Genomic DNA, 22,150 nt, shown 5'->3' on the forward strand with positions numbered 1-22,150 from the left:
CTTCGGGGTTCCGACCCGGCCGGTCGCCGGCCACGAGCCGAAGGAGCCCACGCATATGACGGACGTTTCCGGCACCGGCCCCGCCCCGGGCGACGACCGCGAGGTACTCACCGACCGCCAGGGCCATCCGGTCTACGACAACCAGAACCAGCGCACCGTCGGCGCCCGCGGCCCCGCCACGCTGGAGAACTACCAGTTCCTGGAGAAGATCAGTCACTTCGACCGGGAACGCATCCCCGAACGCGTCGTGCACGCCCGCGGCGTCACCGCCTACGGCCACTTCGAGGCCTACGGCACCTGGGGGGACGAGCCGATCGGCCGCTACACCCGGGCCAAGCTGTTCCAGGAGCGTGGCAAGCGCACGGACGTCGCCGTCCGCTTCTCCACGGTGATCGGCGGCCGCGACTCCTCCGAGGCCGCCCGCGACCCGCGTGGTTTCGCCGTCAAGTTCTACACCGAGGACGGCAACTGGGACCTGGTCGGCAACAACCTGGGTGTCTTCTTCATCCGCGACGCCATCAAGTTCCCGGACGTCATCCACGCCCTCAAGCCCGACCCGGTGACCTTCGAGCAGCAGCCGGGCCGCATCTTCGACTTCATGTCGCAGACGCCCGAGGCCATGCACATGCTGGTCAACCTCTTCAGCCCGCGCGGCATCCCCGCCGACTACCGCCACATGCAGGGCTTCGGCGTCAACACCTACAAGTGGGTCAACGCCGACGGCGACACCAAGCTCGTCAAGTACCACTGGATGCCCAAGCAGGGCGTGCGCAGCATGACCGAGGAGGACGCCGCCAACGTCCAGGCCGACACCCTGGGTCACGCCACCAAGGACCTGTACGAGGCCGTCGCCCGCGGTGACCACCCGGAGTGGGAGCTGCTCGTGCAGATGATGGACGACCACGACCACCCCGAGCTCGACTTCGACCCGCTGGACGACACCAAGACCTGGCCCGAACAGGACTTCCCGCCGCGGGCGGTGGGCCGGATGGTGCTGGACCGCATGCCGAAGGACTTCTTCGCCGAGAACGAGCAGATCTCCTTCGGCACCGGCGTCCTCGTCGACGGCCTGGACTTCTCCGACGACAAGATGCTCGTCGGCCGGACCTTCTCCTACAGCGACACCCAGCGCTACCGGGTCGGCCCGAACTACCTCCAGCTGCCCGTCAACCAGGCGAAGAACGCCCAGGTGCGCACCAACCAGCGTGACGGCCAGATGGCCTACCACGTCGACGGCGGAGGCGAGAACCCGCAGGTCAACTACGAGCCGTCGATCACCGGGGGACTGCGCGAGGCCCGCTACCCGACGCACGACGAGCAGGGGCCCGAGATCCAGGGCCGGCTCACCCGCAAGCGCATCCCCCGCACGAACGACTACCTCCAGGCCGGTCAGCGCTACCTGCTGCTGGAGGACTGGGAGCGCGACGACCTGGTGAAGAACTTCATCAGTCAACTGTCCCGCTGCGACCGGGCGATCCAGGAGCGCATGGTCTGGCACTTCCTGCTCGTCGAGAACGACCTCGGCCTGCGGGTGGGCGAGGGACTGGGCATCGGCCCGGAGGACGTGGCAGGACTGCAGCCGCTGGCGAGCCAGGACCTCACGGACGAGGATCGCGAACGTCTCGCCAACCTCGGCAAGAACGAGCCGCGCGACGTGGAGGGCCTGACCATGACCCACTGCGTCCCCGACGAACGGCACGTCGTGACCCGCTGACGCGGCTCACCCGTCCAGGGCCGTGCGGGCCGCAGTGAGGGCCTGTTCCGCATAGCCCCGGCCGAACAGCACGGCGTGCACCAGCAGGGGGAACATCTGGTGCACGCCGACGCGTTCGCTCCAGCCGTCCGCGAGCGGAGCAACCTCCTGGTAGCCGTCCACAACCCGCTCCAGATGGGGGCAGCCGAAGAGCCGCAGCATCGCCAGGTCCGTCTCCCGGTGCCCGCCGTGCGCGGCCGGGTCGATCAGCCGGACGTGCCCGTCGGCCCCCCACAGCACATTGCCGCTCCACAGGTCGCCGTGCAGCCGCGCGGGCGGTTCGGCGGGCCCGGCCAGCTCCGGCAGTCGCTCGCACAGACGCTCCACGACGGCCGCCTCCGCGGACCGGAGCGTGCCCCGATCGACCGCCCGCCGCAGATAGGGCAGCACGCGTTGCCCGGCGTACCACCGCGGCCAGTCGGTTCCCGGCTCGTTGCGCATCGGCGCGAGCCCGATGTACGCGTCCTCCGGGCCGTCCGGCGGCGCCGCCCCGAACGCGGGCGCCCCGGCGGCGTGCAGCGCGGCGAGGTCCCGCCCGAACCGCACCGCGGCCGCACGGTCCGGCCGCCCCTCGACAACCCGGTCGACGACCAGCCAGCCGTCCTCGTGCCCGTGCACCACCGGCACTCGTACGCTCCCCGCGGCGGCCAGCCACCGCAGCCCCGCCGCCTCGGCCCGCGCCGCCCCCGGCGCGCCGGACCGCTTGACGACCACGACCCGCCCGTCGTCGAGAGCGACTTCGGCGAGATCCCCCGACAGCTGTCGCTCACCGCTCACCGCCCGCCCGGTGAGCCGGGCCGCCACGTCCCCGCGGACGGTCATACGAGTCCCCTCCAGCTTCCGGAACCGCAGTCCGCATCGAGCAACCGGATCGGCCGCGTCGTCGGACCTGACCTCTCAGGCGGCCGTTGTACCGCACGTGCCCGCTGTTCCGGTCCCGGCACATTGGCCACCCGCCGGTCACGCGGGACGGTGAAATCCCGCCTCCGGGCGACAGAACCGGCCATGGCCGGGGGAGCAGTCGGGTCATGACGAGTACACCGTTCCAGCGCACCATCGCCCTGCCGGCCCCCGTCTGCGAACAAGCCGCTCAGCATCTGGAGCAGGCCGCGCAGCGGGCCGTGGACGGGGCCGCGATCCCGCTGAAGGCGTTCCGCGAGGCCGCCGACCACGACTTCACCCTGCCGGTCCCGGTCGTCGAGCAGGCGGCGGCCTGCCTGCTGGTCCTCGCCACCGAGACCGCCCAGACCGTCCGCCCGTCCGCCCTGCGCGCCACCATCAGCGTCGCGCTGCGGCTGCGCGACGCCGTGCAGCTGGCCCACCAGCCCGCCCTCAGCAGCAGGTTCTGGTGAGCGCACCCTGGTTGCTCAGGCCGCGCGGAAGGCGACCTCGACCTGCCGGTGACGCAGCGCCTCCAGCGTGGCGTGCTGCCGGCGGGCCCGTTCGATGAGCCCGTCGAGCTGCCGGCGGTCGAGACGCTCGTCCGTGGCGGCCAGATCGCGCAGCGTCTCCCAGCCGGCCAGCTTGCCCTCCACCCCGAGCGCCAGCGCCTCCAGCTCCCACAGGGTGCTCAGCGGGGAGCGCCGTACGAGGCTGCCGTTGCCCTTCAGCCGCCCCACCTGCTCGGCCGCCCGGCCCGCGTAGACCTTGTAACGGCGCACCGGGACGTCCAGGCGCCGCATGAGGCGGAGCAGCGTCGTCCGGTCCTCGGCGATCTCGTCGGCGACCGGGGCCAGGGCGTCGGCGAGCGCCGACCCACCGCACGAGCGCAGCAGGTGGCGCACCCGGGCGGTCCCTGCGGTGGCACCGGCGAGATGGTCGTTGAGATAGATGCCCAGCAGGGACATGTCGGTGGCCGGGGCACGCTCGGCGCCCGGCGAATCCGCTCGCTGTTCCGTCATGACGCGACTCCTGTCGTACTCCGGCCCTGCTCCACGGTCACCGTCGTGGTGACCCGCACGAGACAGGGAGGGCGGGGTGTCGAGCCGGTCCCGAAGCGCACGGGGGGCTCGACCGGGGCGAGGGCACCGAGGCTCTCGCCCTTGCAGGTCACGGTGGCCGAGGTGACCGGGTGCAGATCCCGGGCGCCGTACCACTGGTGCCGTCCGGCCCGGGCACCGGCGTGGGTGTGTGCTCCGAGGAGCAGGTGGGCGGGCCGGTCCCACAGCGCGATCCAGCCCGGGCGGACGGCGAGGCGCCGGGGCACCGCGCGCAGGGCCAGGCCCGGAAGGGTCCGGCGGCCGGTGCTGAACTCCAGGCGGAACGGCGGGGCGGTGACGGTCCATTGCCGGCGATCGGCGATGCGTACCCCGACCGGCACGACCCGTACGTCGTCGAAGACGTAGGTGCCGGCGACGAACTGTGCCGTCTCGTCCGTGGGTGCCAGCAGCAGCCGGTGTCCGTCGGCCCCCTCGATCATCACGTCACTGAACGGCCCGAACGGCGAACGTGGCCAGTGGCCGAGCACCACGCGAGCGCCGGACGCCGTGCCGATCCCCGCGATCCAGCCGTCGAAACGCAGCGAGCGCACCGACGGCCGGACGCCGGCGCGCCGGGCCGGACCTGCGGATTCGAGGCCGTGGGAGAACACGCGGGCCGGGTGCCCGGCGCAGATACGGCGAAACGGGCGCTGCCACCGCGCGCGACGGGCGGCCCTACGGGGCCGACCGCGGCACGGCCGCATGTGGCGCCGGGTGGACGAGGCGCAGGGCGGCACGGATCGCCGGGGCCGGCGGCGGCACGGCTGTACGTGGCGGCGGCCAGACCAGGCGACGGTGCGGCTGCCACGGGGTGCGGTTCGGCGGGGCCGGGCGGCGGTGCGGCTCGACGCGGCGAGGCTTGGCATCTGGCGGTGGTGCGGTCGTCACGGGGTGCGGTTCGGCGGGGCCGGGCGGCGGTGCGGCTCGACGCGGCGAGGCTTGGCATCTGGCGGTGGTGCGGTCGTCTTGGGGTGCGGTTCGGCGGGGCTCGGCGGTGGTGTGGCTGCCACGGGGCGCGGTTCGGCGGGGCCCGGCGGCGGTGCGGCTCGACGCGGCGAGGCTTGGCATCTGGCGGTGGTGCGGCTGCCACGGGGTGCGGCTCGGCGGGGCCCGGCGGCGGTGCGGCTCGACGCGGCGAGGCTCGGCAGCTGGCGGTGGTGCGGCTGCCACGGGGGTGTGGCTCGGCGGGAACCGGCGGTGCGCGGCTGTACCGGCGAGGCTCCGCGCGACCCTGCGGCGACGGCTGCGTGGCGCCGCCGGGCGAGGCCCGAAGACGGCGCCGGTCCGTCGGTGATGTGGCCGAGGCCACGTCATGGACGAGGTCCCGGTCACGTCCGGCGGCGGGAAGCGACGGCTACCGTCTACGACCAGTTCCCCGCTCCCTTCCCTCGGACGGCCCGGCAGTGCACGCAGATCTCTCCCCTGTCATCGCGGCGACCGCCCAGTGGCTCACCCGCGCCTTCCCCGCCTCCGGCGGCGCGCTGGCCGCCGCCCTGTGCGAGGTGCAGGCCCGGCAGGCCGTGACCGTCGCGGCCTGGCTCAGGTATCCGACGGTGATGGACGCCGCCCTGCTCGGCATGGCCGGCCCCGGTGGCTCCGGGCGGCTCGACTGGGTGACCGGCGCCGACGCCACCCTCGGCGACGACAGGGACGCACAGGCCTGGCGTACCTGGGTGGACGAGGTCGTCGCCAGCTGGGCGGCCAGTCTGCTCACCGACCAGGGGCTGGCGGCCCGGGCGGTGGCCGCGCTCGCCGGCGGCAGCCACAGCACCGGCGCACCGGCGGAGTTCCGCCGGCTCGTCGCCCCCGACGACGGCGACCGGAACGCCGCCGCCCTGTTGCGCCACCCCGACCTGCTCGCCCCGGTCGCCGGCCTGCACCAGGACCAGCTTCTCGACCGTCTGAACCCGGGCCGCACGCTGATCGCCTGAAACCCGGACGCATCCGCCGACCTGGACGGACAGCTCCGCACCGACCCGTCTCACCCTCCGTGACTCACCGGTTTGCCGTACGCGGCCGTGCCGTGCCCGCACGGCCGTCGGAGGCTGGGCGTGAGCTCGACGGCACTCCGGCCCCTTCGCCGGCCGGAGCGCGACCGTCGTGCCGCGCGCCGCCGCCGACGGAAGAGAGACCGATATGAGCACCGCCCTCTCCCGAACCTGGGAACACGCCGTCGTCACCGGTGGCGCCGGGTTCGTCGGCTCCCACCTGTGCGCCGCCCTCCTCGACGCGGGCGCGGCCGTCACCTGCGTCGACGACTTCAGCACCGGTCGGCCCGAGAACATATCGCCGCTGCTCGAACGGCCCGGCTTCACGCTCGTCCAGGCCGACGTCTCCGAGGGGCTGCGGATCAAACGGCCACCGGACCTCGTGCTGCACTTCGCCTCCCCGGCGTCCCCGGCGGACTATCTGCGCCTCCCGCTGCACACCCTGGAGACCGGCAGCCTCGGCACCCGCAACGTCCTGGAGCTCGCGCACTCCGCCCGCGCCCGCTTCGTCCTCGCCTCGACCTCCGAGGTCTACGGCGACCCGCAGCAGAACCCCCAGGACGAGCGCTACTGGGGCAACGTCAACCCCGTCGGACCGCGCAGCGTCTACGACGAGGCCAAACGCTTCGGCGAGGCACTGACCACCGCCCACGCCGAGACCGAGGGCACCGACACCTGCATCGTGCGGCTGTTCAACACCTACGGTCCGCGCATGCGCGGCCACGACGGCCGGGCGGTGCCGACCTTCGTACGGCAGGCCCTGGCCGGCGAGCCCCTCACCGTCACCGGCGACGGCCGCCAGACCCGGTCGCTGTGCTACGTCGACGACACCGTACGCGGCATCCTCGCCGCCGCCGCCCACGGCATGCGCGGCCCCGTCAACATCGGCAACCCGACCGAGATCACCATGCTCGACCTGGCCCGTCTGATCGTCGCACTCGCCGGGTCGTCCTCCGAGATCCGCTACGTCGAACGCCCCGTGGACGACCCGGCCGTGCGCTGCCCGGACATCACGCTGGCCCGCGACAAGCTCGGCTGGGACCCGCAGGTGCGCGCCGAGGAGGGACTGCGGCGCACGATCGCCTGGTTCCGCGGGGCCGGCACCGAGGAGTGAACCCGCCCGGGCACCCCGCGCCACCGCGTCCCCGGTGTCTCCCGACCGCCGAAAGGCCAGCCTCCCCATGCGCATCCTCGGAATCAACGCCCTCTTCCACGACCCCGCCGCCGCCCTGGTGATCGACGGACGGACCGTCGCCGCCGCGGAGGAGGAGCGGTTCTCCCGGCGCAAACACGGCAAGAGACCCCTGCCGTTCTCCGCCTGGGAACTGCCCGAGCGGGCCGCGGCCTGGTGCCTGAAACGGGCCGGACTGCGCCCGCAGGACCTCGACGCCGTCACCTACTCCTTCGATCCGGCACTCGCCCGCCCGGCCGGCGACATGGGCCTGGACGACCCCTGGGACCACCTGCGGCTGACCTACGCCCGCGAGGCACCCGCCTTCCTGAAGACCGCCCTGCCCGGTCTCGACCCCGCCGTCGTCCGCTTCGTGCCGCACCACATGGCCCACGCCGCCTCCAGCGCCTTCGCCGCACCGGACGCCCGAAACTCCTCCGTCCTCGTCCTCGACGGCCGTGGCGAACGCGCCTCCCACCTGGCCGCGCGCCGCGTGGGCGACCGCCTGGAGGCACTGCACGCCCAGGACCTGCCGCACTCCCTCGGCCTGGTCTACGAGGAACTCACCGAGCACCTCGGCTTCCTGCGCTCCTCCGACGAGTTCAAGGTCATGGCCCTCGCCTCCCACGGCAGGCCCCGCATGCTCGCCGAACTGCGCCGCCACGTGTACCCCACCGGCGACGGCGGCTTCCACGCCACCGGCGTGCCCTGGCACGAGCTGTGCGCACCCCGCGGTCCCGACGAGCCGTGGACACAGGACCACGCCGACGTCGCCGCCAGTGCCCAGGCCGTGCTGGAGGAGACCCTGCTCGACCTGGTGCGCTGGCTGCACGGCCGGACCCACGACCGGGTGCTCACCCTCGCCGGCGGCGTCGCCCTCAACTGCGTCGCCAACTCCCGTATCGCCCGCGAGGGTCCCTTCGCCCGGGTGTGGGTCCAGCCCGCGGCGGGAGACGCCGGCACCGCCCTGGGCGGAGCCCTGCTGCTGTCCGCCGTGCAGGGCGACGAGCCGGAGCCCATGACCGGCGCCGACCTCGGCCGGGAGTGGTCCGACGCCGAGCTCGGAGCCTGGCTGAAGACCGCGGCCGTCCCCTTCGAACGGCCACCGGACATCGCCGAGACCGTCGCCCGCGCCCTGGCGGACAACGGGATCGTCGCCTGGTTCCAGGGCCGCTCCGAGTACGGCCCCCGGGCCCTCGGCCACCGCTCCCTGCTGGCGCACCCCGGGCACGCGGGCAACCTGGAGCGCCTCAACGACGTCAAGGGCCGCGAACAGTTCCGGCCCGTCGCCCCCATGGTCCTCGCCGACCGCGCGGCCGGCCTCTTCGACGGACCGCTGCCCAGCCCGTACATGCTGTTCGTGCACGACGTGGCTCCCGCATGGCGGGACCGCATCCCGGCGGTCGTGCACGTCGACGGCACCGCCCGCATCCAGACCGTCGACCCGGAGCACGAACCCCTGGTCGCGCGCATGCTCGGCGCGTTCGAGCGGCTGACCGGGCTGCCCGTGGTCGTCAACACCAGCCTCAACACGGCCGGCCGGCCCATGGTCGACGACCCGCGCGACGCCCTGGAGTGCTTCGGCTCCTCGCCCGTCGACCTGCTGGCCATCGGCCCGTACGCGATCCGGCGCGGCGACCTCTTCCGTACCGATTCCCGCAGCGGCGACGCCGGAGGCCCCCGATGAGCCGACCCGGGGCCCGCACGCCCGACGCCGCGTACGCCGTCGTCATCCCGACCCTCGGCCGGCCCACTCTGGGCCCCTGCCTGCACGCCCTCGCGGAGGCGACCGGGCCGGGACCCGTCCGGGTGGTCCTCGTCGACGACCGGCCCGACGCGGCCCGCACCCCCCTCACCGCCGACATCCCGCACTCCTTGCGCGCCCGCACCGTCGTCGTGCCCGGCGGCGCGCGCGGACCCGCCGCCGCACGCAACCTCGGCTGGCGGGCCGCCGGTGACGTGCCCTGGATCGTCTTCCTCGACGACGACGTCGTCCCCGGGCCCACCTGGGGCGACGACCTGACCCTGGACCTGGCCGCGGCGACCGAGCGCACCGCCGGGATCACCGCCCGGATCGAGGTGCCCCTGCCCGCCGACCGGCGTCCCACCGACTGGGAACGCAACACGGCCGGACTCGCCGGCGCCCGCTGGATCACCGCCGACCTGGCCTACCGCCGGGCCGCGCTGACGGCCGTGGGCGGGTTCGACGAGCGCTTCCGGCGGGCCTTCAGGGAGGACGCCGACCTGGCCCTGCGCCTGCTCGACGCCGGCTGGACGCTCACCGTCGGCCGGCGCACCACCACCCACCCCGTACGGCGGACCGGGCGCTGGACCTCCGTCCGGCTCCAGGCAGGCAACGCCGACGACGTGCTGATGACCCGGCTGCACGGCCGTCACTGGTGGCGCCGGGCGGAAGCACACCGAGGGCGCCTGCCCCTGCACCTGGCGGTGACCGGAGCGGGGGTGGCGGCGCTCGGCTGCTCCCTGCTCGGCAGGCACCGGGCCGCCGCGGCCTGCACCACCGCCTGGCTGGCCGGCACCACCGAGTTCGCCCTCGCCCGCATCCTGCCCGGGCCGGGCACCCGCGACGAGGTGCTCACCATGGCGGTGACCAGTGTCCTGATCCCGCCCGCCGCGACCTGGCACTGGCTGCGCGGGCGGCTCGTGCACCGCAAAGCCCTGCCGTACACCCCGTTCGGGAGCGGTGAGCCGGCGCCCGCACCCCGCCCGGCCGCCCGGGAACGGCTGCGGTCATGACACCGCCCCTCGCCCCCTGGCTGCTCCCCGGGCACGTGCGCCGGCACCCGCACGTCCCGGGCGGCTCCCGGCCCGCTGCCGTGCTCTTCGACCGCGACGGCACCCTCGTCGCCGACGTGCCCTACAACGGGGACCCGTCGCGGGTCACGCCCATGCCGGGCGCCCGCGAGGCCGTGGACGCCCTGCGCGCCGCCGGGGTGCCCGTCGGTGTCGTGACCAACCAGTCGGGCGTGGCCCGGGGCCTGCTGACCCGGGGCGATGTGCAGAAGGTACGGCTGCGGGTGGAGGAGCTGCTGGGACCGTTCGCCGTGTGGGCCGTGTGCCCGCACGGGCCGGGGGAGGGGTGCGCCTGCCGCAAACCGGCACCCGGACTGATCCTGGCCGCGTGCCGGAGGCTCGCCGTCCCACCGGAACGCACCGTCGTCATCGGCGACATCGGAGCCGACATGGAGGCGGCCCGGGCGGCCGGGGCCCGCGGGGTCCTGGTCCCCACGGCCGTCACGCGGGCGGGCGAGACCGCGGCGGCCGACCTCACGGCACCGGACCTGCCGGCGGCCGTACGCCTCGTCCTCGGCTCGGCGCTCCCGGCCCGGGAGCCGCGATGACCCTCTCCCGCCTTCCCCGCACCCTCGTGGTCCGTCTCGACAGCGCCGGAGACGTACTCCTCGCGGGGCCCGCCGTACGGGCGGTCGCCGCCGGATCCTCGTACACCGCGCTGCTCTGCGGACCACAGGGCGCGGCGGCCGGACGGATGCTGCCCGGCGTCGACGACGTGCTGACCTTCGACGCCCCCTGGGTCGGGCTGGAGCCGCCGCCGGTGACGCGTGCGGACACCCGGCGGCTGATGGAGACGCTCACGGCGGGCCGCTTCGACCGGGCGCTCGTGCTGGTGTCGTACCACCAGAGCCCGCTGCCGGCCGCCCTGCTGCTGAAGCTGGCCGGGATCGGACGGACCGCGGCCGACTGCGAGGACTACCCGGGTGCCCTCCTCGACCGGCGGCACCGCAGGAGGCCGCACCGGCACGAGGCCCTGGCCGCCCTCGACCTGGCCCGCGCCGAGGGCTTCGCGCTCCCGCCCGGCGACGACGGCCGACTGTGTGTCCTGCCGCCGCCGAACGCCGCCCACCTCACCGGCCCCGAGCCGTACGTCGTGCTCCACCCCGGCGCGGCCGTCCCCGCCCGGGCCTGGACGCCGGGCCGGGCGGCACGGGCCGTGGCAGCCCTGTCCGCCGCAGGGCACCGGGTGGTCGTCACGGGCGGGCGCGCCGAGCGCCAACTGACCGCACGGGTCGCCGGACGGCACGCCCTGGACCTCGGCGGCGCCACCGACCTGCCCCACCTGGCCGGGGTCCTGGCCGGAGCCCGGGCCGTGGTGGCCGGCAACACCGGCCCGGCCCATCTCGCCGCCGCCGTGGGCACACCCGTCGTCAGCCTCTTCGCACCGGTCGTGCCGGCCGAACGGTGGGCCCCCCACGGCGTACCGCACGTCCTGCTCGGCGACCCGCACGCGGCGTGCGCGCAGACCCGGGCCCGGCACTGCCCGGTGCCCGGACACCCCTGCCTCGACGGCATCGGCGACGACGAGGTGCTCGCCGCCGTGGCGGCCCTCACGGGCCACCCGGCGGACCGGGGAGAACCGACCGAGCGAGGAGCGGCCGTATGAACATCCTGCTGTGGCATGTGCACGGTTCCTGGACGACCGCGTTCGTCCAGGGCCCGCACACCTACCTCGTCCCCGTCACGCCCGACCGCGGCCCCGACGGCCTCGGGCGGGCCAGGACCTTCACCTGGCCCGTCTCGGTCCGTGAGGTCACCCCCGCGGAACTCGGCGGCACACCCGTCGACCTGGTCCTCCTCCAGCGGCCGCACGAGGCGGCGCTGGCCGAACGCTGGCTGGGCGGGCGCCGCCCCGGGCGGGACGTGCCGGCGGTGTACCTGGAGCACAACGCGCCCGACGGCGGCGTACCCGACACCCGGCACCCGTGCGCCGACCGCGCCGACCTCACGCTCGTGCACGTCACCCACTTCAACCGGCTGTTCTGGGAGTGCGGCAGCACCCGCACCGAGGTGATCGAGCACGGCATCGTCGACCCGGGCCATCGCTACAGCGGCCGGCTCGCCCGCGCCGCCGTCGTCGTCAACGAACCGGTGCGGCGCGCCCGGTACACCGGGACCGACCTGCTGCCCGCCCTCGCCGAGGCCGTCCCGCTCGACGTGTTCGGCATGGGCACCGGGGGCCTGGCCCGACACCTCGGCCTGCCGCCGGACCGCTGCCACACCGCCGACCTGCCCCAGAGCGAGCTGCACACGGCACTGGCCGAACGCCGCATGTACCTGCACCCCGTGCGCTGGACCTCCCTCGGTCTGTCCCTGCTGGAGGCGATGCACCTCGGCATGCCCGTGCTGGCGCTCGCCACCACCGAGGCGGTCGAGGCGGTCCCGCCCGGCGCCGGCACGCTGACCACCCGCCCCGACGTCCTGGCCCGCGCGGCCCGCCGCTACCTCCACGAACCCGAGGCCGCGGCCGCGGACGGAGCCCGCGCCCGCCAGGCGGCCCTCGAACGCTACGGGCTCAAACGCTTCCTGACCGACTGGGAGCGCCTGATCACGGAGGTGTGCTCATGACCCCGTCCCTCAGCCCCTTCCCGTCCGGACCGCTCGGCCGCGGCCCGCTCGACCCCGGCGTCCTCGCGATCGCCCTCGTCTCCGAGCACGCGAGCCCCCTCGCCGCACTCGGCGGTGTCGACGCCGGCGGGCAGAACGTCCACGTCGCCTGCCTCGCCGGGGCACTCGCCGACCGGGGCCACCGCGTGACCGTCCACACCCGCCGCGACGCGCCCGACCTGCCCTGGCGGGTGGAACTGCGCGACGGCGTCGAGGTGCACCACGTACCCGCCGGGCCGCCCGAACCACTCCCCAAGGACGAACTGCTGCCGCACATGGACGAGTTCGGCCGCCACCTCGCCCGCGGCTGGCGCACCCGGGCGCCCGACCTCGTGCACTCCCACTACTGGATGTCGGGCCTGGCCGCGCTGCGGGCCACCCGCGAGCACGGCCTTCCCCTGCTGCACACGTACCACGCACTCGGCACGGTGAAGCGACGGCACCAGCGGCTGGCCGACACCAGCCCGCCGGAGCGGATCCCCGGCGAGATCGAGATCGGCCTGAACTGCGACCGCGTCATCGCCACCTGCCGCGACGAGGTCCACGAACTGGCCCGCATGGGCATCCCCCCGCACCGGATCGGCATCGTGCCGTGCGGTGTGGACACCGACCGGTTCACGCCCAAGGGCCCGGTCGCACCGCGCGGCCCGTACCCGCACCGGATCCTGCAGGTGGGCCGGCTCGTGCCGCGCAAGGGCGCCGCCGTGACCGTCGCCGCCCTGACCCGGCTGCCCGGCACCGAGCTGGTCGTCGTCGGCGGTCCACCCGCCGGAGGCCTCGACGGCGACCCGGAAGTGCGGCGGCTGCGCGACATCGCCCGGGACGCCGGCGTCGCCGACCGCGTCCGCTTCACCGGCGCCCTTCCCAGCGAGGAGGTGCCCGCACTGCTGCGCTCCGCCGACGTGGTGGTCTGCCCCGCCGACTACGAACCCTTCGGCATCGTCCCGCTGGAGGCCATGGCCTGCGGGGTGCCCGTCGTGGCCAGCGCGGTCGGCGGGCAGCTCGACACCGTCGCCGACCCGGGCACCGGACGACTGGTGCCGCCGAACGACCCGGCGGCCCTGGCCGAGGCCGTAGCCGGGCTGCTCGCCGACCCGCAGGCCCGTGCCGCCTGCGGGGCGGCCGGCCGCCGACGGGTGCTCAGCAGATACGGCTGGGGCCAGGTCGCAGCCGCCACCGAAGCCGCCTACTGCGAGGTCCTCGACACCGAGCCCGCCGCCACCGGTGCCGGCTGAGCCGGCCGGTCCCGCCCACCGCCCGAAGGAGGTGTGGGTCCCCGCCGTCCCCGCACGGCGGTGCGCCCGATCCGCATGAGCGAATCTTCTGCACAGCCCGGCCTCGACGCCGCCCGTCTGCACTGCCGGTCGCTGGAGGAGGCCCTGGGCCGATTCCGTGAGAACGGCCTGGACCGGATAGCGGACTGGGGCGGCCGCCTCGCCGACGTCCTCGGCGGCGGCGGCCGGCTCCTCGCCGCGGGCAACGGCGGCAGCGCCGCCCAGGCCCAGCACCTCACCGCCGAGCTGGTCGGCCGCTACCGCAGGGAACGGCGCGCCTACTCCGCGCTCGCCCTGCACGCCGAGACGTCCAGCGTCACCGCGATCGGCAACGACTACGGCTTCGACCACGTCTACGCCCGTCAGGTCGCCGCACACGGCCGCCCCGGCGACGTCCTGATGCTTCTGTCCACCTCGGGGCGCAGCGGCAACCTCATCGCCGCCGCCGTGACCGCCCGGCAGGCCGGACTGCGTGTCTGGGCGCTCACCGGGCGCGGCCCGAATCCCCTGGCGGAAGCCGCCCACGAGGCCCTGTGCGTCGACGCGGAGACCACCGCCAACGTCCAGGAGACCCACCTCGTGGCCGTCCACCTGCTCTGCGAATGTTTCGACACGGCCGTGTCCACGCCCCCCGAGCGGCGCGCGGTCCTGACACACGGGGGTACTCCATGACCGGGACCGGGCCGAACCCCCTCGTCGTCGTCGGGGACGTTCTCCTCGACGAGGACATCGAAGGCGTCTCCACCCGGCTCGCCCCCGACGCCCCCGCGCCCGTCGTCGACGTCACCGGCGACCGTCGCCACCCCGGCGGAGCCGGCCTTGCCGCCGCCCTCGCCGCCCGTGGCGGCCGGGACGTGGTTCTGGTGACCGCGCTGGGCGAGGACGAGGCCAGCGAGGCGGTACGACGCGGGCTGCGCGGCCGGGTCAGGATCATGGAGATCCCGCTGGACGGCACCCTGCCGGTCAAGACCCGCGTCATCGCCGGCGGCCGGCCGGTCGTCCGCATCGACCGGGGCGGCGGCACCCCCGGCGAACCCGACGACGCGGTCCGGCAGGCGCTGGCCGACGCGCACGCCGTCCTGGTCGCCGACTACGGCCGGCACACCGCGGGCGCCCTGCGACCGCTCCTGGAGGACGCCGCCCGCCGCACACCCCTGGTGTGGGACCCGCACCCCACGGGCGACCCGCCCGTGCCCGGGGCACGCCTGGTCACCCCCAACGCGGCGGAGGCACGGGCCCTGCACCCCGGATCGGGAGGGACTTCGCTCGGCGCCTACGCCGAGCGGGCGGCCCGGCTCGCCCAGCGCTGGCGTGCCGCCGGGGTGGCCGTCACCCTCGGCGAGCGCGGGGTGCTGCTGGCCCGGCCGGGCCCCGGCACCCCGATGCTGGTCCCCGTGCCCTACCGGGCCGCCGGGGACCCCTGTGGCGCCGGCGACTGCTTCGCCGCCACGGCGGCGGCCGCCCTGGCCGACGGGCTGCTTCCCGAGGAGGCGCTGCAGCGGGCCGTCGCCGAGGCGGCCGCGTTCGTCGCCGCGGGCGGCGCGGGCAACCCCGGTCTGTGGCGGACCGAGCCCCCGCCCGACGACACCGACGAGCCCACGACCGACGCGTTCGGGCTCGCCGAGCGGGTCAGGGCACGCGGCGGCACCGTCGTCGCCACCGGCGGCTGCTTCGACCTGGTGCACGCCGGTCACGTCGGGCTGCTGGAGAGCGCCCGGCGCATCGGCGACTGCCTCATCGTGTGCCTGAACTCCGACGCGTCCGTCGCGCGACGCAAAGGGCCGGGACGCCCGCTCAACCCGGCGGCGGACCGGGCCCGCGTCCTCGCCGCGCTCGGCAGCGTCGACGCCGTCGTGGTCTTCGAGGAGGACACACCCGAGGCGGTACTCGCCCGGCTGCGGCCGGACGTCTGGGTCAAGGGCGGTGACTACTCCGTACAGGACCTGCCCGAGGCGGGGGTGCTGCGCACCTGGGGCGGGCAGGCGGTGGTCCTGCCCTACCTCGACGGCCGCTCCACGACCCTGCTGGCCCGGCGGGCGGCGGAGGCGGCGCTGCGGTCGTGAGGCACCCCCGGGGGGAGCGGACCCGCGGGCCACATGCTCGTGAGGCACCTGCGGGGGGAGCGGACCCGCGCGGGCCACATGCTCGTGAGGCACCTCCGGGGGGAGCGGACCCGCGCGGGCCACAGGGTCCTGCGGCACCCCGGGGGGAGCGGACCCGCGCGGGCCACATGCTCGTCAGGCACCTGCGGGGGGAGCGGACCCGCGCGGGCCACAGGGTCCTGCGGCACCTGCGGGGGGAGCGGACCCGCGCGGGCCACAGGGTCCTGCGGCACCCCCCGGGGGGAGCGGACCCGCGCGGGCCACAGGGTCCTGCGGCACCCCCCGGGGGGAGCGGACCCGCGCGGGCCACAGGGTCCTGCGGCACCCCCGGGCGAGCGGACCCGCGGGCCACACGGTCGTGAGGCACCTCCGGGGGGAGCGGATCCGCGGACCACATGCTCGTGAGGCACCTCCGGGGGGAGCGGACCCGCCCGCGCCACAGGGCCCTGCGGCACTCCCCGGGGGAGCGGACCCGCGCGGGCCGTACATCGGGGGCCGCCCCCGTACGAGCGCCCGCTCGGACCGTCGGAGCCGCTGCCCGCTCAGGCCGCCGGGGTCAGGGCCGGCCTGCCCGGAGCGTCGTGCCCCTCCTTGCGCAGAACCACCGCTGCCGGGGCCCGGCGTCGGCGCAGCAGGGAGCCCGTCCCGATCGCGCCCGCGATGAGCAGTCCGCCGGTGACGAGGGCGCCGCGCGGTCCGGCCAGTTCCATGAGGAGGCCCAGTGCGGGAGGGCCGCCCAGGCCCCACACCGTGCCGATGCTGCCCCACACGCCCAGCACCCGTCCCCGCAGGTGCGGGGGAGGATCGGTCTGGAGAACGGCCGTGCCGGCGGTGTCGGAGACGGACTCCACCACGGCCATCGGCAGGACCAGCGCGATCAGCACCGCCAGCGACGGTGACAGCCCCGCCACCACCTGCAGCAGCGCCCCCGCCGCCGCCAGCGCGCCGACGAGCCGCACGGACGGCCTGCGCAGCCGGGCGCCGAGCACCGCGCCGAGGATGCCGCCGACGGCGAGCACGGTCGACACCGTGCCGAACGAACCGGCACCCCCCGCGAGCGGCCCGGTGACGAGCACCGCCAGGGTGAGCCCGTAATTGCGGCCGAACACGGAGCTGATGCCGGTCACGCCCGCCAGCGCGACCAGGCGCGGGCGCCGTACGAAGTAGGCCAGCCCCTCCCGGACGGTCAGGTCGGGACCGGTGTTCTCGGGAGCAGGGGCGTCCTGGCGCCCCGCACCGGCCGCCGGACGCAGGAAGGGGATGACCGAGGCGACGAACAGGAACGACAGCCCGTTGCCGAAGTACGCGGCGGAGGTGCCGAGGAACCCGACCGCCACACCGGCGAGGGCCGCCCCGACCAGCCGGCCCGCCTGGTGCACCAGCGCCCCGACCCCGATGGCGGAGGGCACGTCCTCCGCCGGCACGAGGTCGTTGCCGAGCAGCGCGCACGCCGGGTTGTCGACGGTCGCGACGACACCGGTGAGGGCGGCCAGCACCATCAGCGACGTCATGTCGATGAGGTCCAGCGCCACGAGAACGGCCGTGGTGAACGCGATCGCGCCGAGCACCGCCTGGCTGACGGCCGCCGTCAGCTTGCGGGGCCACCGGTCGACGGCGGCCCCGCCCAGCACGCTGATCAGCAATGCCGGAGCGGCCTGCACGGACATGGACAGGCCCGTCGCGGCGGCGGATCCGGTGATCTGCAGGACCAGCAGGTTCTGCACCGTGAGCTGCATCCACGTACCGGCGTTCGACACGAAGTTCGCGACGGACCACCAGCGCATGCTGCGGTACCGCAGCGACCGCCAGGGCGAGCGGGAAGCGGGCAGGGCAGGGGAGGGGGAGGTGAAGGTAGGCACAGTGCGGTACTCGAAGACGAGTCGGAGGACTCAGAGGAGGGCGACGAGGGAGCGCGTCACACCGGCGGCGCTGCACGGTGGATCCCCTCGACGGGTACGGCGCCGCCCATCGTGGCAGAGCAGACCGGAGAAGCGGTTCCACCGGCCCTTGATCCAGGCCCTCCTGCCCCCCAAACGCCCCGCCCGGCACGGCCCTTGAGGCCACAGTGTGGTTGATCACACGGGGTGACCACGCGACGGCCGACCACGCGCGCACGCACACGGAAGCGGGGCCCGTCGCCTCGGGCGACGAGCCCCGCTCAGCAGGGGTGACCTGGCTTACCCGGACTTGCCCCGGCCGCTCAGGGCGTCCCGCAGCCGGTCCACCATCCCGGTGCCCGGAGCCAGGAGCTTGTTGGCCGGCGGCTTGTCGGGGGCCGCCGGGTGGGGCCTGGTCGGGGCGGTCTTCTTGGCCTTGCGCACCTTGTCGCCCAGCTCGTTGAGCGTGTCCATCGGACAGGCCTGCCGCAGCCGCGGGAAGAGGTTGCCCTCCTCGTCCGCGATGTGCGAGCGGATCTCGCTCATCAGCATGCCCATCAGCCGGTCGAAGTCGGCGTCGCCGGGGTCACAGCCCTCCAGATCCTTCATGATCTGCTCGGCCGTGGCATGGTCCTTCAGTTCCTGATCGGCGAGGGCGTCCCCGCCCGCCACGTGCTCGCGTACGGCGGGGTAGAGGTAGGCCTCCTCGGCCACCGAGTGCCGTACGAGCTCCATCGTGACCTGGTCGGCGTACATCTTGCGGTCCTGGTGGCCCGACGGCAGCGCCTCGATCCTGCCGAACATCTCCTCGACCTCGCGGTGATCGGTCACCAGCTCGTCGATGACGTTTCCTCCGTGTCCCATCTCCTTCACCTCCAGCGCTCGGGTCCCCCCGGCCCAGGGGGCTTAACGTGTGGTCCGCCGGTGCCGCTCGGGCGGCTCAGGCGGGGAGCTTGGCCCGGACCCGCCCGACCGCGGATGCGGGCCGTGCGGTGGCGCGGACGGATCGGCGCACCAGGCCCGCGTCGCGCCGCAGGCCCCGGGCGGCGTGGGTGCCGCGCCACACCACCGAGGGGCGGGCGCCGGTGTCGTCGGCGGCGATCAGCAGTCCGCCGAGCATGGACATGTTCTTGAAGAAGTGGATGCGCTGCTGTGCCCGCTCCTCGGGGTCCTGCGCCTCCCAGAAGCGGTGTCCCGCCAGGGTGGTCGGGACCAGCGTGGCGGCGATGGCGAGCGCCGCCGGGCGTGGCACGCGCCCCGTGGCGAGCATCAGCCCCGCCGCGACCTGTACGGCACCGCTGAGCCGTACCACCTGCTCGGTGCGGTCCGGCAGGGCCGGCACGCGCTCGGTGACCGGTTGGACGACAGGCTCGGCGGCGTCGGCGACCTGCTTCGGGTCGCGGACGGAGTTCATCCCGCCCGCGAGGAACATCGAGGCCAGCATGGGGCGGCCGAGCACACGCAACAGACTCATGGCCCTCTCCAGAGAGTCGGTGGGTACAGCGCTCGCCGGGTTCCCCAGCAGGAGCGGAACCACTCACACCGCCTGGTGCCGCGCCCACGCCGCCTCGCGCAGCGCTCCGGACAGCAGGACGTCGGCGGCGGTGCACGCGAGGGCCGTGGTCGCGGCGACCAGCACCTCGCGGGCCCGGGGCGAGGCGGCCGCCTCGGCGAACTCCGGGGTGTGGTCGGAGCGGTCCTCGCCCGTGATCGCGACGAACGGGTGGATGGCGGGCACGCGTGTGCTGACATTGCCGATGTCGGACGATCCCAGGTACACGCCGGGCGTGGGCGGTGACAGTTCGATCCCGGCCCGGGCGAGATGCGCGGCGAACCGCTCGGAGAGCACCTCGCTGTCCCGGAAGTGCTCGTAGCGCACCGTGGCCCGCTCCACCTCGACGCTGGTGCCGGTGGCCCGGGCCACCCCGTCGGCGCACATGCGCAGCCGCTCGGTCAGGTCCTCCAGCGCCGCCGTCGTGGCCGCACGCAGACCGAACAGTCCCTCCGCGTACTCCGGGACGATGTTCGTGGCCGTACCGCCGTGCGTCACGATGCCCTGCACGTGCGAGCCCTCGGGCAGCCGGCGCCCCAGCACGGCGAGCACGTTGAACAGCTCCACGAGCCCCGCCAGCGCGTCGACGCCCTCGGTCGGGTTGCCCGTGGGGTGCGCGGCCCTGCCGTGGAAGGCCACCCGGTACTGCACCTGCGCGGTCAGCGGCGCGCGAACCCAGCTGTACACGCCCGGGTGGAACATCAGCGCCGCGTCGACGTCGTCGAACACCCCCGCCTCCACCTCGACGGCCTTGCCTCCGCCGCCCTCCTCGGCGGGCGTGCCCACCGCCAGCACCGTCCCCGCGGACGCCTCCGGTACGACGGCCGCCACGGCCAGTGCGGCCCCCAGCCCGGCCGCCGCGATGAGGTTGTGACCGCAGGCGTGTCCGAGTCCGGGCAGGGCGTCGTACTCCATCAGCAGCGCCACGGCGGGCCGGCCCCGCCCCGAGCGCGCGCTGAACGCCGTCGGCATCCCCGCCACACCGCGCTCCACGGCGAAACCGGCGCGCTCCAGCTCACCGGAGAGCAGGGCTGCCGCCCGGTGCTCGGCGAAGGCGTACTCGGGGTCGGCGTGCAGGCGCCGGGCCACGTCCCACAGCACGTCGGCCCGTGCCGCCACCTCCTCGCGTACGGCGTGGTGCACGGCCTCGGGCGTTCGGCTCACGGGGTCTCCTCGTCGTCGCGCACGGTGTGCGGCGTGGTGTACGGCGTCCCGGGCGGCTCACACCGCCGGACGCAGGCCTGCCGGGGGCGGTGGGGGCGCACCCCCGGTACCCCTGTCTGCCCCGGCCGGGTTTCACCGCCCGCCGCCGCGACACCTGCGGGCCGGGGCCCCCGCGGCGGGACGCCCCCAGGCCCCGGTGCTTCGGCAGCACCCGGCCGCGACGCCCGCGGCGTTTCGTCCCTGGCCCGGGGTGAACACGGTCGGTGTACCCGCCGGGCCACGACAGCGTGGACGCCGCGGCGGCGGCTCGGGCGGGCCGGACCCGGGAGGAACCATGGATCACTCGCGCGTGCCCGTCCTGGAGGCGCTGGAGGACTTCCGGCGCCGTGGCGACATCGCCTACGGCCCGCCAGGCCACAAGCAGGGCAGGGGAGTCGACCCCCGGGTCGCGGAGATCGTCGGCCTCGACGTGTTCCGCTCCGACGTGCTCTCCCTCAACGGGCTCGACGACCGGCGCCAGTCACAGGGCGTGCTGAGCCGGGCTCAGGAGCTCATGGCCGACGCGGTCGGCGCCGAGCACGCGTTCTTCTCCACCTGCGGCAGCTCCCTGTCCGTGAAGACCGCCATGCTCGCCGTCGCCGGACCCGGCGAGAAACTGCTGCTGTCGCGCAACGCCCACAAGTCCGTCATCGCGGCCGTCGTCGTCAACGGCGTCGAACCGATCTGGGTGCACCCGAAGTTCGACGGCGAACGCCACCTGGCCCACCCGCCCGAGCCGGACGACGTGCGCCGCCGCCTGCGGGAGCACCCGGATGCCAAGGGCATGCTGCTGATCACGCCCACCGACTGGGGTTCCTGCGCCGACATCAGGGGAGTGGCGCGGGTGTGCCACGCGTTCGGTGTGCCCGTCATCGTCGATGAGGCGTGGGGTGCCCACCTGCCGTTCCACTCGGACCTGCCCGCCTGGGGCATGGACGCCGAGGCCGATCTGACGGTGACCAGCGTGCACAAGATGGGCGGGGCCGTGGAGCAGAGCTCCGTCTTCCACCTCCAGTACGACCGCGTGTCGCCCGAGGCCCTCGCGCAGCGGGAGGACCTGCTCGGCACCACCAGCGCCTCCTCCCTCGTCTACGCCACGCTGGACGGCTGGCGTCGCCAGATGGTCGAGCAGGGCCGTGAACTGCTGGACGCGGCCATCCGCCGCGCGGAACGCATCCGCGCGGCGGTGGCCGAACTGCCGGGCCTGCGGCCCATGGGCCGGGAGATCGTGGAGGAGGGGCTCGCCGCCGACCTCGACCCGCTCAAGATCGTGATCGACGTCCGCAAGCTGGGTCTGAGCGGGATGCAGGCCGTGGAGTGGCTGCGCAACCACCGCCATGTGGACGTAGGAGGCTCGGACAGCTGCCGCATCAGCGCCTCCATCACCCATGCGGACGACGACGAGACGGAGGAAGTCCTCCTGGACGCCCTGCGCGCCCTCGTCGAGCACGCGGACTCCGTCGAACGCCGCCCGCCGGTCCGTCTGCCCGAGCCCTCGGCCCTGGAACTGGAGCAGGCCATGCTGCCCCGCGCTGCGTTCTTCGCCCCGGTCGAACACGTGCCCGCCGAACGGGCCGCGGGCCGCATCGCCGCGGAGATGATCAGCCCCTACCCGCCGGGCGTCCCCGTGGTGGCACCCGGCGAGGTCATCACCGACGCGGTGCTGGACTACCTGCGCAGCGGTGCCGAACACGGCGTCCTGATCCCGGACGCGGCCGATGCCTCCGTGCGCACCCTGCGGGTCGTGGCCCGCGCTGACCAGGCGTGATGGTTCCGCGGTAACGACCGCAAGGCACGTAACTCATGCGCGAGATGTTGAAGATGTGACGC

General features: G+C 74.9%; 20 protein-coding genes. 13 read left to right on the forward strand and 7 right to left on the reverse strand.

Annotated elements, in window-relative coordinates; translation table 11 throughout:
* Nucleotides 1–55 precede the first annotated feature (55 nt).
* Complete coding sequence (locus AB0F04_RS36340) at nt 56–1,714, forward strand: catalase (protein ID WP_362050225.1); 1,659 nt, start codon at nt 56–58, stop codon at nt 1,712–1,714.
* A 6-nt stretch (nt 1,715–1,720) separates the two neighbouring features.
* Here AB0F04_RS36340 and AB0F04_RS36345 read toward each other — a convergent pair whose 3' ends face one another.
* Nucleotides 1,721–2,575 (reverse strand): fructosamine kinase family protein, encoded by an 855-nt coding sequence (locus AB0F04_RS36345; RefSeq protein WP_362050228.1) that lies wholly within the window; start codon nt 2,573–2,575, stop codon nt 1,721–1,723.
* 206 nt (nt 2,576–2,781) lie between these two features.
* Between AB0F04_RS36345 and AB0F04_RS36350 the strand changes: the two genes are divergently transcribed.
* Nucleotides 2,782–3,105 carry a hypothetical protein gene (locus AB0F04_RS36350; protein WP_362050231.1) on the forward strand — a complete coding sequence of 108 codons (324 nt, stop codon included), beginning with the start codon at nt 2,782–2,784 and terminating at the stop codon, nt 3,103–3,105.
* A 15-nt stretch (nt 3,106–3,120) separates the two neighbouring features.
* Here AB0F04_RS36350 and AB0F04_RS36355 read toward each other — a convergent pair whose 3' ends face one another.
* Nucleotides 3,121–3,654, reverse strand: coding sequence for a hypothetical protein (locus tag AB0F04_RS36355; RefSeq protein WP_362050234.1), 534 nt, complete (start codon nt 3,652–3,654; stop codon nt 3,121–3,123).
* On the reverse strand, nt 3,651–4,283 hold the full coding sequence (locus AB0F04_RS36360; RefSeq protein WP_362050330.1) for a hypothetical protein: 633 nt from the start codon (nt 4,281–4,283) through the stop codon (nt 3,651–3,653). Before AB0F04_RS36360 ends, AB0F04_RS36355 begins: the two co-directional genes overlap by 4 nt.
* 852 nt (nt 4,284–5,135) lie before the next feature.
* Here AB0F04_RS36360 and AB0F04_RS36365 point away from each other — a divergent pair.
* The 10 genes from AB0F04_RS36365 to rfaE2 all read left to right on the forward strand — a co-directional run bounded on the left by AB0F04_RS36365 (nt 5,136) and on the right by rfaE2 (nt 15,649).
* On the forward strand, nt 5,136–5,663 hold the full coding sequence (locus AB0F04_RS36365) for a hypothetical protein (protein WP_362050237.1): 528 nt from the start codon (nt 5,136–5,138) through the stop codon (nt 5,661–5,663).
* A gap of 205 nt (nt 5,664–5,868) precedes the next feature.
* On the forward strand, nt 5,869–6,834 hold the full coding sequence (locus tag AB0F04_RS36370) for an NAD-dependent epimerase/dehydratase family protein (RefSeq protein ID WP_362050240.1): 966 nt from the start codon (nt 5,869–5,871) through the stop codon (nt 6,832–6,834).
* Between the two features lie 67 nt (nt 6,835–6,901).
* Entirely contained in the window at nt 6,902–8,578 is a 1,677-nt protein-coding gene (locus tag AB0F04_RS36375) for a carbamoyltransferase C-terminal domain-containing protein (protein ID WP_362050243.1), read from the forward strand.
* The gene (locus AB0F04_RS36380; RefSeq protein WP_362050246.1) at nt 8,575–9,648 is read left to right on the forward strand and encodes a glycosyltransferase; all 1,074 of its coding nucleotides are present in this window, start codon (nt 8,575–8,577) and stop codon (nt 9,646–9,648) included. The genes AB0F04_RS36375 and AB0F04_RS36380 overlap by 4 nt, the downstream gene beginning before the upstream one ends.
* Nucleotides 9,645–10,253 (forward strand): HAD family hydrolase, encoded by a 609-nt coding sequence (locus AB0F04_RS36385; protein WP_362050249.1) that lies wholly within the window; start codon nt 9,645–9,647, stop codon nt 10,251–10,253. The genes AB0F04_RS36380 and AB0F04_RS36385 overlap by 4 nt, the downstream gene beginning before the upstream one ends.
* On the forward strand, nt 10,250–11,311 hold the full coding sequence (locus AB0F04_RS36390; protein WP_362050252.1) for a glycosyltransferase family 9 protein: 1,062 nt from the start codon (nt 10,250–10,252) through the stop codon (nt 11,309–11,311). Before AB0F04_RS36385 ends, AB0F04_RS36390 begins: the two co-directional genes overlap by 4 nt.
* Complete coding sequence (locus AB0F04_RS36395) at nt 11,308–12,273, forward strand: glycosyltransferase (protein ID WP_362050256.1); 966 nt, start codon at nt 11,308–11,310, stop codon at nt 12,271–12,273. Before AB0F04_RS36390 ends, AB0F04_RS36395 begins: the two co-directional genes overlap by 4 nt.
* Entirely contained in the window at nt 12,270–13,547 is a 1,278-nt protein-coding gene (locus AB0F04_RS36400; RefSeq protein ID WP_362050259.1) for a glycosyltransferase, read from the forward strand. Before AB0F04_RS36395 ends, AB0F04_RS36400 begins: the two co-directional genes overlap by 4 nt.
* Nucleotides 13,548–13,622: 75 nt before the next feature.
* Nucleotides 13,623–14,258 carry an SIS domain-containing protein gene (locus AB0F04_RS36405; RefSeq protein ID WP_362050262.1) on the forward strand — a complete coding sequence of 212 codons (636 nt, stop codon included), beginning with the start codon at nt 13,623–13,625 and terminating at the stop codon, nt 14,256–14,258.
* Nucleotides 14,255–15,649 (forward strand): D-glycero-beta-D-manno-heptose 1-phosphate adenylyltransferase, encoded by a 1,395-nt coding sequence (rfaE2, locus tag AB0F04_RS36410; RefSeq protein WP_362050265.1) that lies wholly within the window; start codon nt 14,255–14,257, stop codon nt 15,647–15,649. The genes AB0F04_RS36405 and rfaE2 overlap by 4 nt, the downstream gene beginning before the upstream one ends.
* 581 nt (nt 15,650–16,230) lie before the next feature.
* On the opposite strand, the gene AB0F04_RS36415 is transcribed toward rfaE2, so the two are convergent.
* From AB0F04_RS36415 to AB0F04_RS36430, 4 genes are all read right to left on the reverse strand, one after another.
* Nucleotides 16,231–17,472 (reverse strand): MFS transporter, encoded by a 1,242-nt coding sequence (locus AB0F04_RS36415; protein ID WP_362050333.1) that lies wholly within the window; start codon nt 17,470–17,472, stop codon nt 16,231–16,233.
* Nucleotides 17,473–17,865: 393 nt separating this feature from the next.
* Nucleotides 17,866–18,429 carry a hemerythrin domain-containing protein gene (locus AB0F04_RS36420; protein ID WP_362050268.1) on the reverse strand — a complete coding sequence of 188 codons (564 nt, stop codon included), beginning with the start codon at nt 18,427–18,429 and terminating at the stop codon, nt 17,866–17,868.
* 76 nt (nt 18,430–18,505) lie between these two features.
* On the reverse strand, nt 18,506–19,039 hold the full coding sequence (locus tag AB0F04_RS36425) for a DoxX family protein (RefSeq protein WP_362050271.1): 534 nt from the start codon (nt 19,037–19,039) through the stop codon (nt 18,506–18,508).
* A gap of 63 nt (nt 19,040–19,102) precedes the next feature.
* Nucleotides 19,103–20,281 carry an amidohydrolase gene (locus AB0F04_RS36430; RefSeq protein WP_362050274.1) on the reverse strand — a complete coding sequence of 393 codons (1,179 nt, stop codon included), beginning with the start codon at nt 20,279–20,281 and terminating at the stop codon, nt 19,103–19,105.
* A 334-nt stretch (nt 20,282–20,615) separates the two neighbouring features.
* On the opposite strand from AB0F04_RS36430, the gene AB0F04_RS36435 reads away from it, so the two are divergent.
* A complete protein-coding gene (locus AB0F04_RS36435; protein WP_362050277.1) occupies nt 20,616–22,088 on the forward strand; it encodes an ornithine decarboxylase in 1,473 nt (490 codons plus the stop codon).
* The last annotated feature ends 62 nt before the right edge of the window (nt 22,089–22,150 follow it).

The organism is Streptomyces sp. NPDC029041, from assembly GCF_040637515.1.
Lineage (GTDB): Bacteria > Actinomycetota > Actinomycetes > Streptomycetales > Streptomycetaceae > Streptomyces.

Coding starts and splice junctions, on each gene's coding strand:
- AB0F04_RS36340 (WP_362050225.1), top strand. CDS start 56: ATGACGGACGTTTCCGGCACCGGCCCCGCCCCGGGCGACGACCGCGAG.
- AB0F04_RS36345 (WP_362050228.1), bottom strand. CDS start 2,575: ATGACCGTCCGCGGGGACGTGGCGGCCCGGCTCACCGGGCGGGCGGTG.
- AB0F04_RS36350 (WP_362050231.1), top strand. CDS start 2,782: ATGACGAGTACACCGTTCCAGCGCACCATCGCCCTGCCGGCCCCCGTC.
- AB0F04_RS36355 (WP_362050234.1), bottom strand. CDS start 3,654: ATGACGGAACAGCGAGCGGATTCGCCGGGCGCCGAGCGTGCCCCGGCC.
- AB0F04_RS36370 (WP_362050240.1), top strand. CDS start 5,869: ATGAGCACCGCCCTCTCCCGAACCTGGGAACACGCCGTCGTCACCGGT.
- AB0F04_RS36375 (WP_362050243.1), top strand. CDS start 6,902: ATGCGCATCCTCGGAATCAACGCCCTCTTCCACGACCCCGCCGCCGCC.
- AB0F04_RS36380 (WP_362050246.1), top strand. CDS start 8,575: ATGAGCCGACCCGGGGCCCGCACGCCCGACGCCGCGTACGCCGTCGTC.
- AB0F04_RS36385 (WP_362050249.1), top strand. CDS start 9,645: ATGACACCGCCCCTCGCCCCCTGGCTGCTCCCCGGGCACGTGCGCCGG.
- AB0F04_RS36390 (WP_362050252.1), top strand. CDS start 10,250: ATGACCCTCTCCCGCCTTCCCCGCACCCTCGTGGTCCGTCTCGACAGC.
- AB0F04_RS36395 (WP_362050256.1), top strand. CDS start 11,308: ATGAACATCCTGCTGTGGCATGTGCACGGTTCCTGGACGACCGCGTTC.
- AB0F04_RS36400 (WP_362050259.1), top strand. CDS start 12,270: ATGACCCCGTCCCTCAGCCCCTTCCCGTCCGGACCGCTCGGCCGCGGC.
- AB0F04_RS36405 (WP_362050262.1), top strand. CDS start 13,623: ATGAGCGAATCTTCTGCACAGCCCGGCCTCGACGCCGCCCGTCTGCAC.
- rfaE2 (WP_362050265.1), top strand. CDS start 14,255: ATGACCGGGACCGGGCCGAACCCCCTCGTCGTCGTCGGGGACGTTCTC.
- AB0F04_RS36415 (WP_362050333.1), bottom strand. CDS start 17,472: ATGCGCTGGTGGTCCGTCGCGAACTTCGTGTCGAACGCCGGTACGTGG.
- AB0F04_RS36420 (WP_362050268.1), bottom strand. CDS start 18,429: ATGGGACACGGAGGAAACGTCATCGACGAGCTGGTGACCGATCACCGC.
- AB0F04_RS36425 (WP_362050271.1), bottom strand. CDS start 19,039: ATGAGTCTGTTGCGTGTGCTCGGCCGCCCCATGCTGGCCTCGATGTTC.
- AB0F04_RS36435 (WP_362050277.1), top strand. CDS start 20,616: ATGGATCACTCGCGCGTGCCCGTCCTGGAGGCGCTGGAGGACTTCCGG.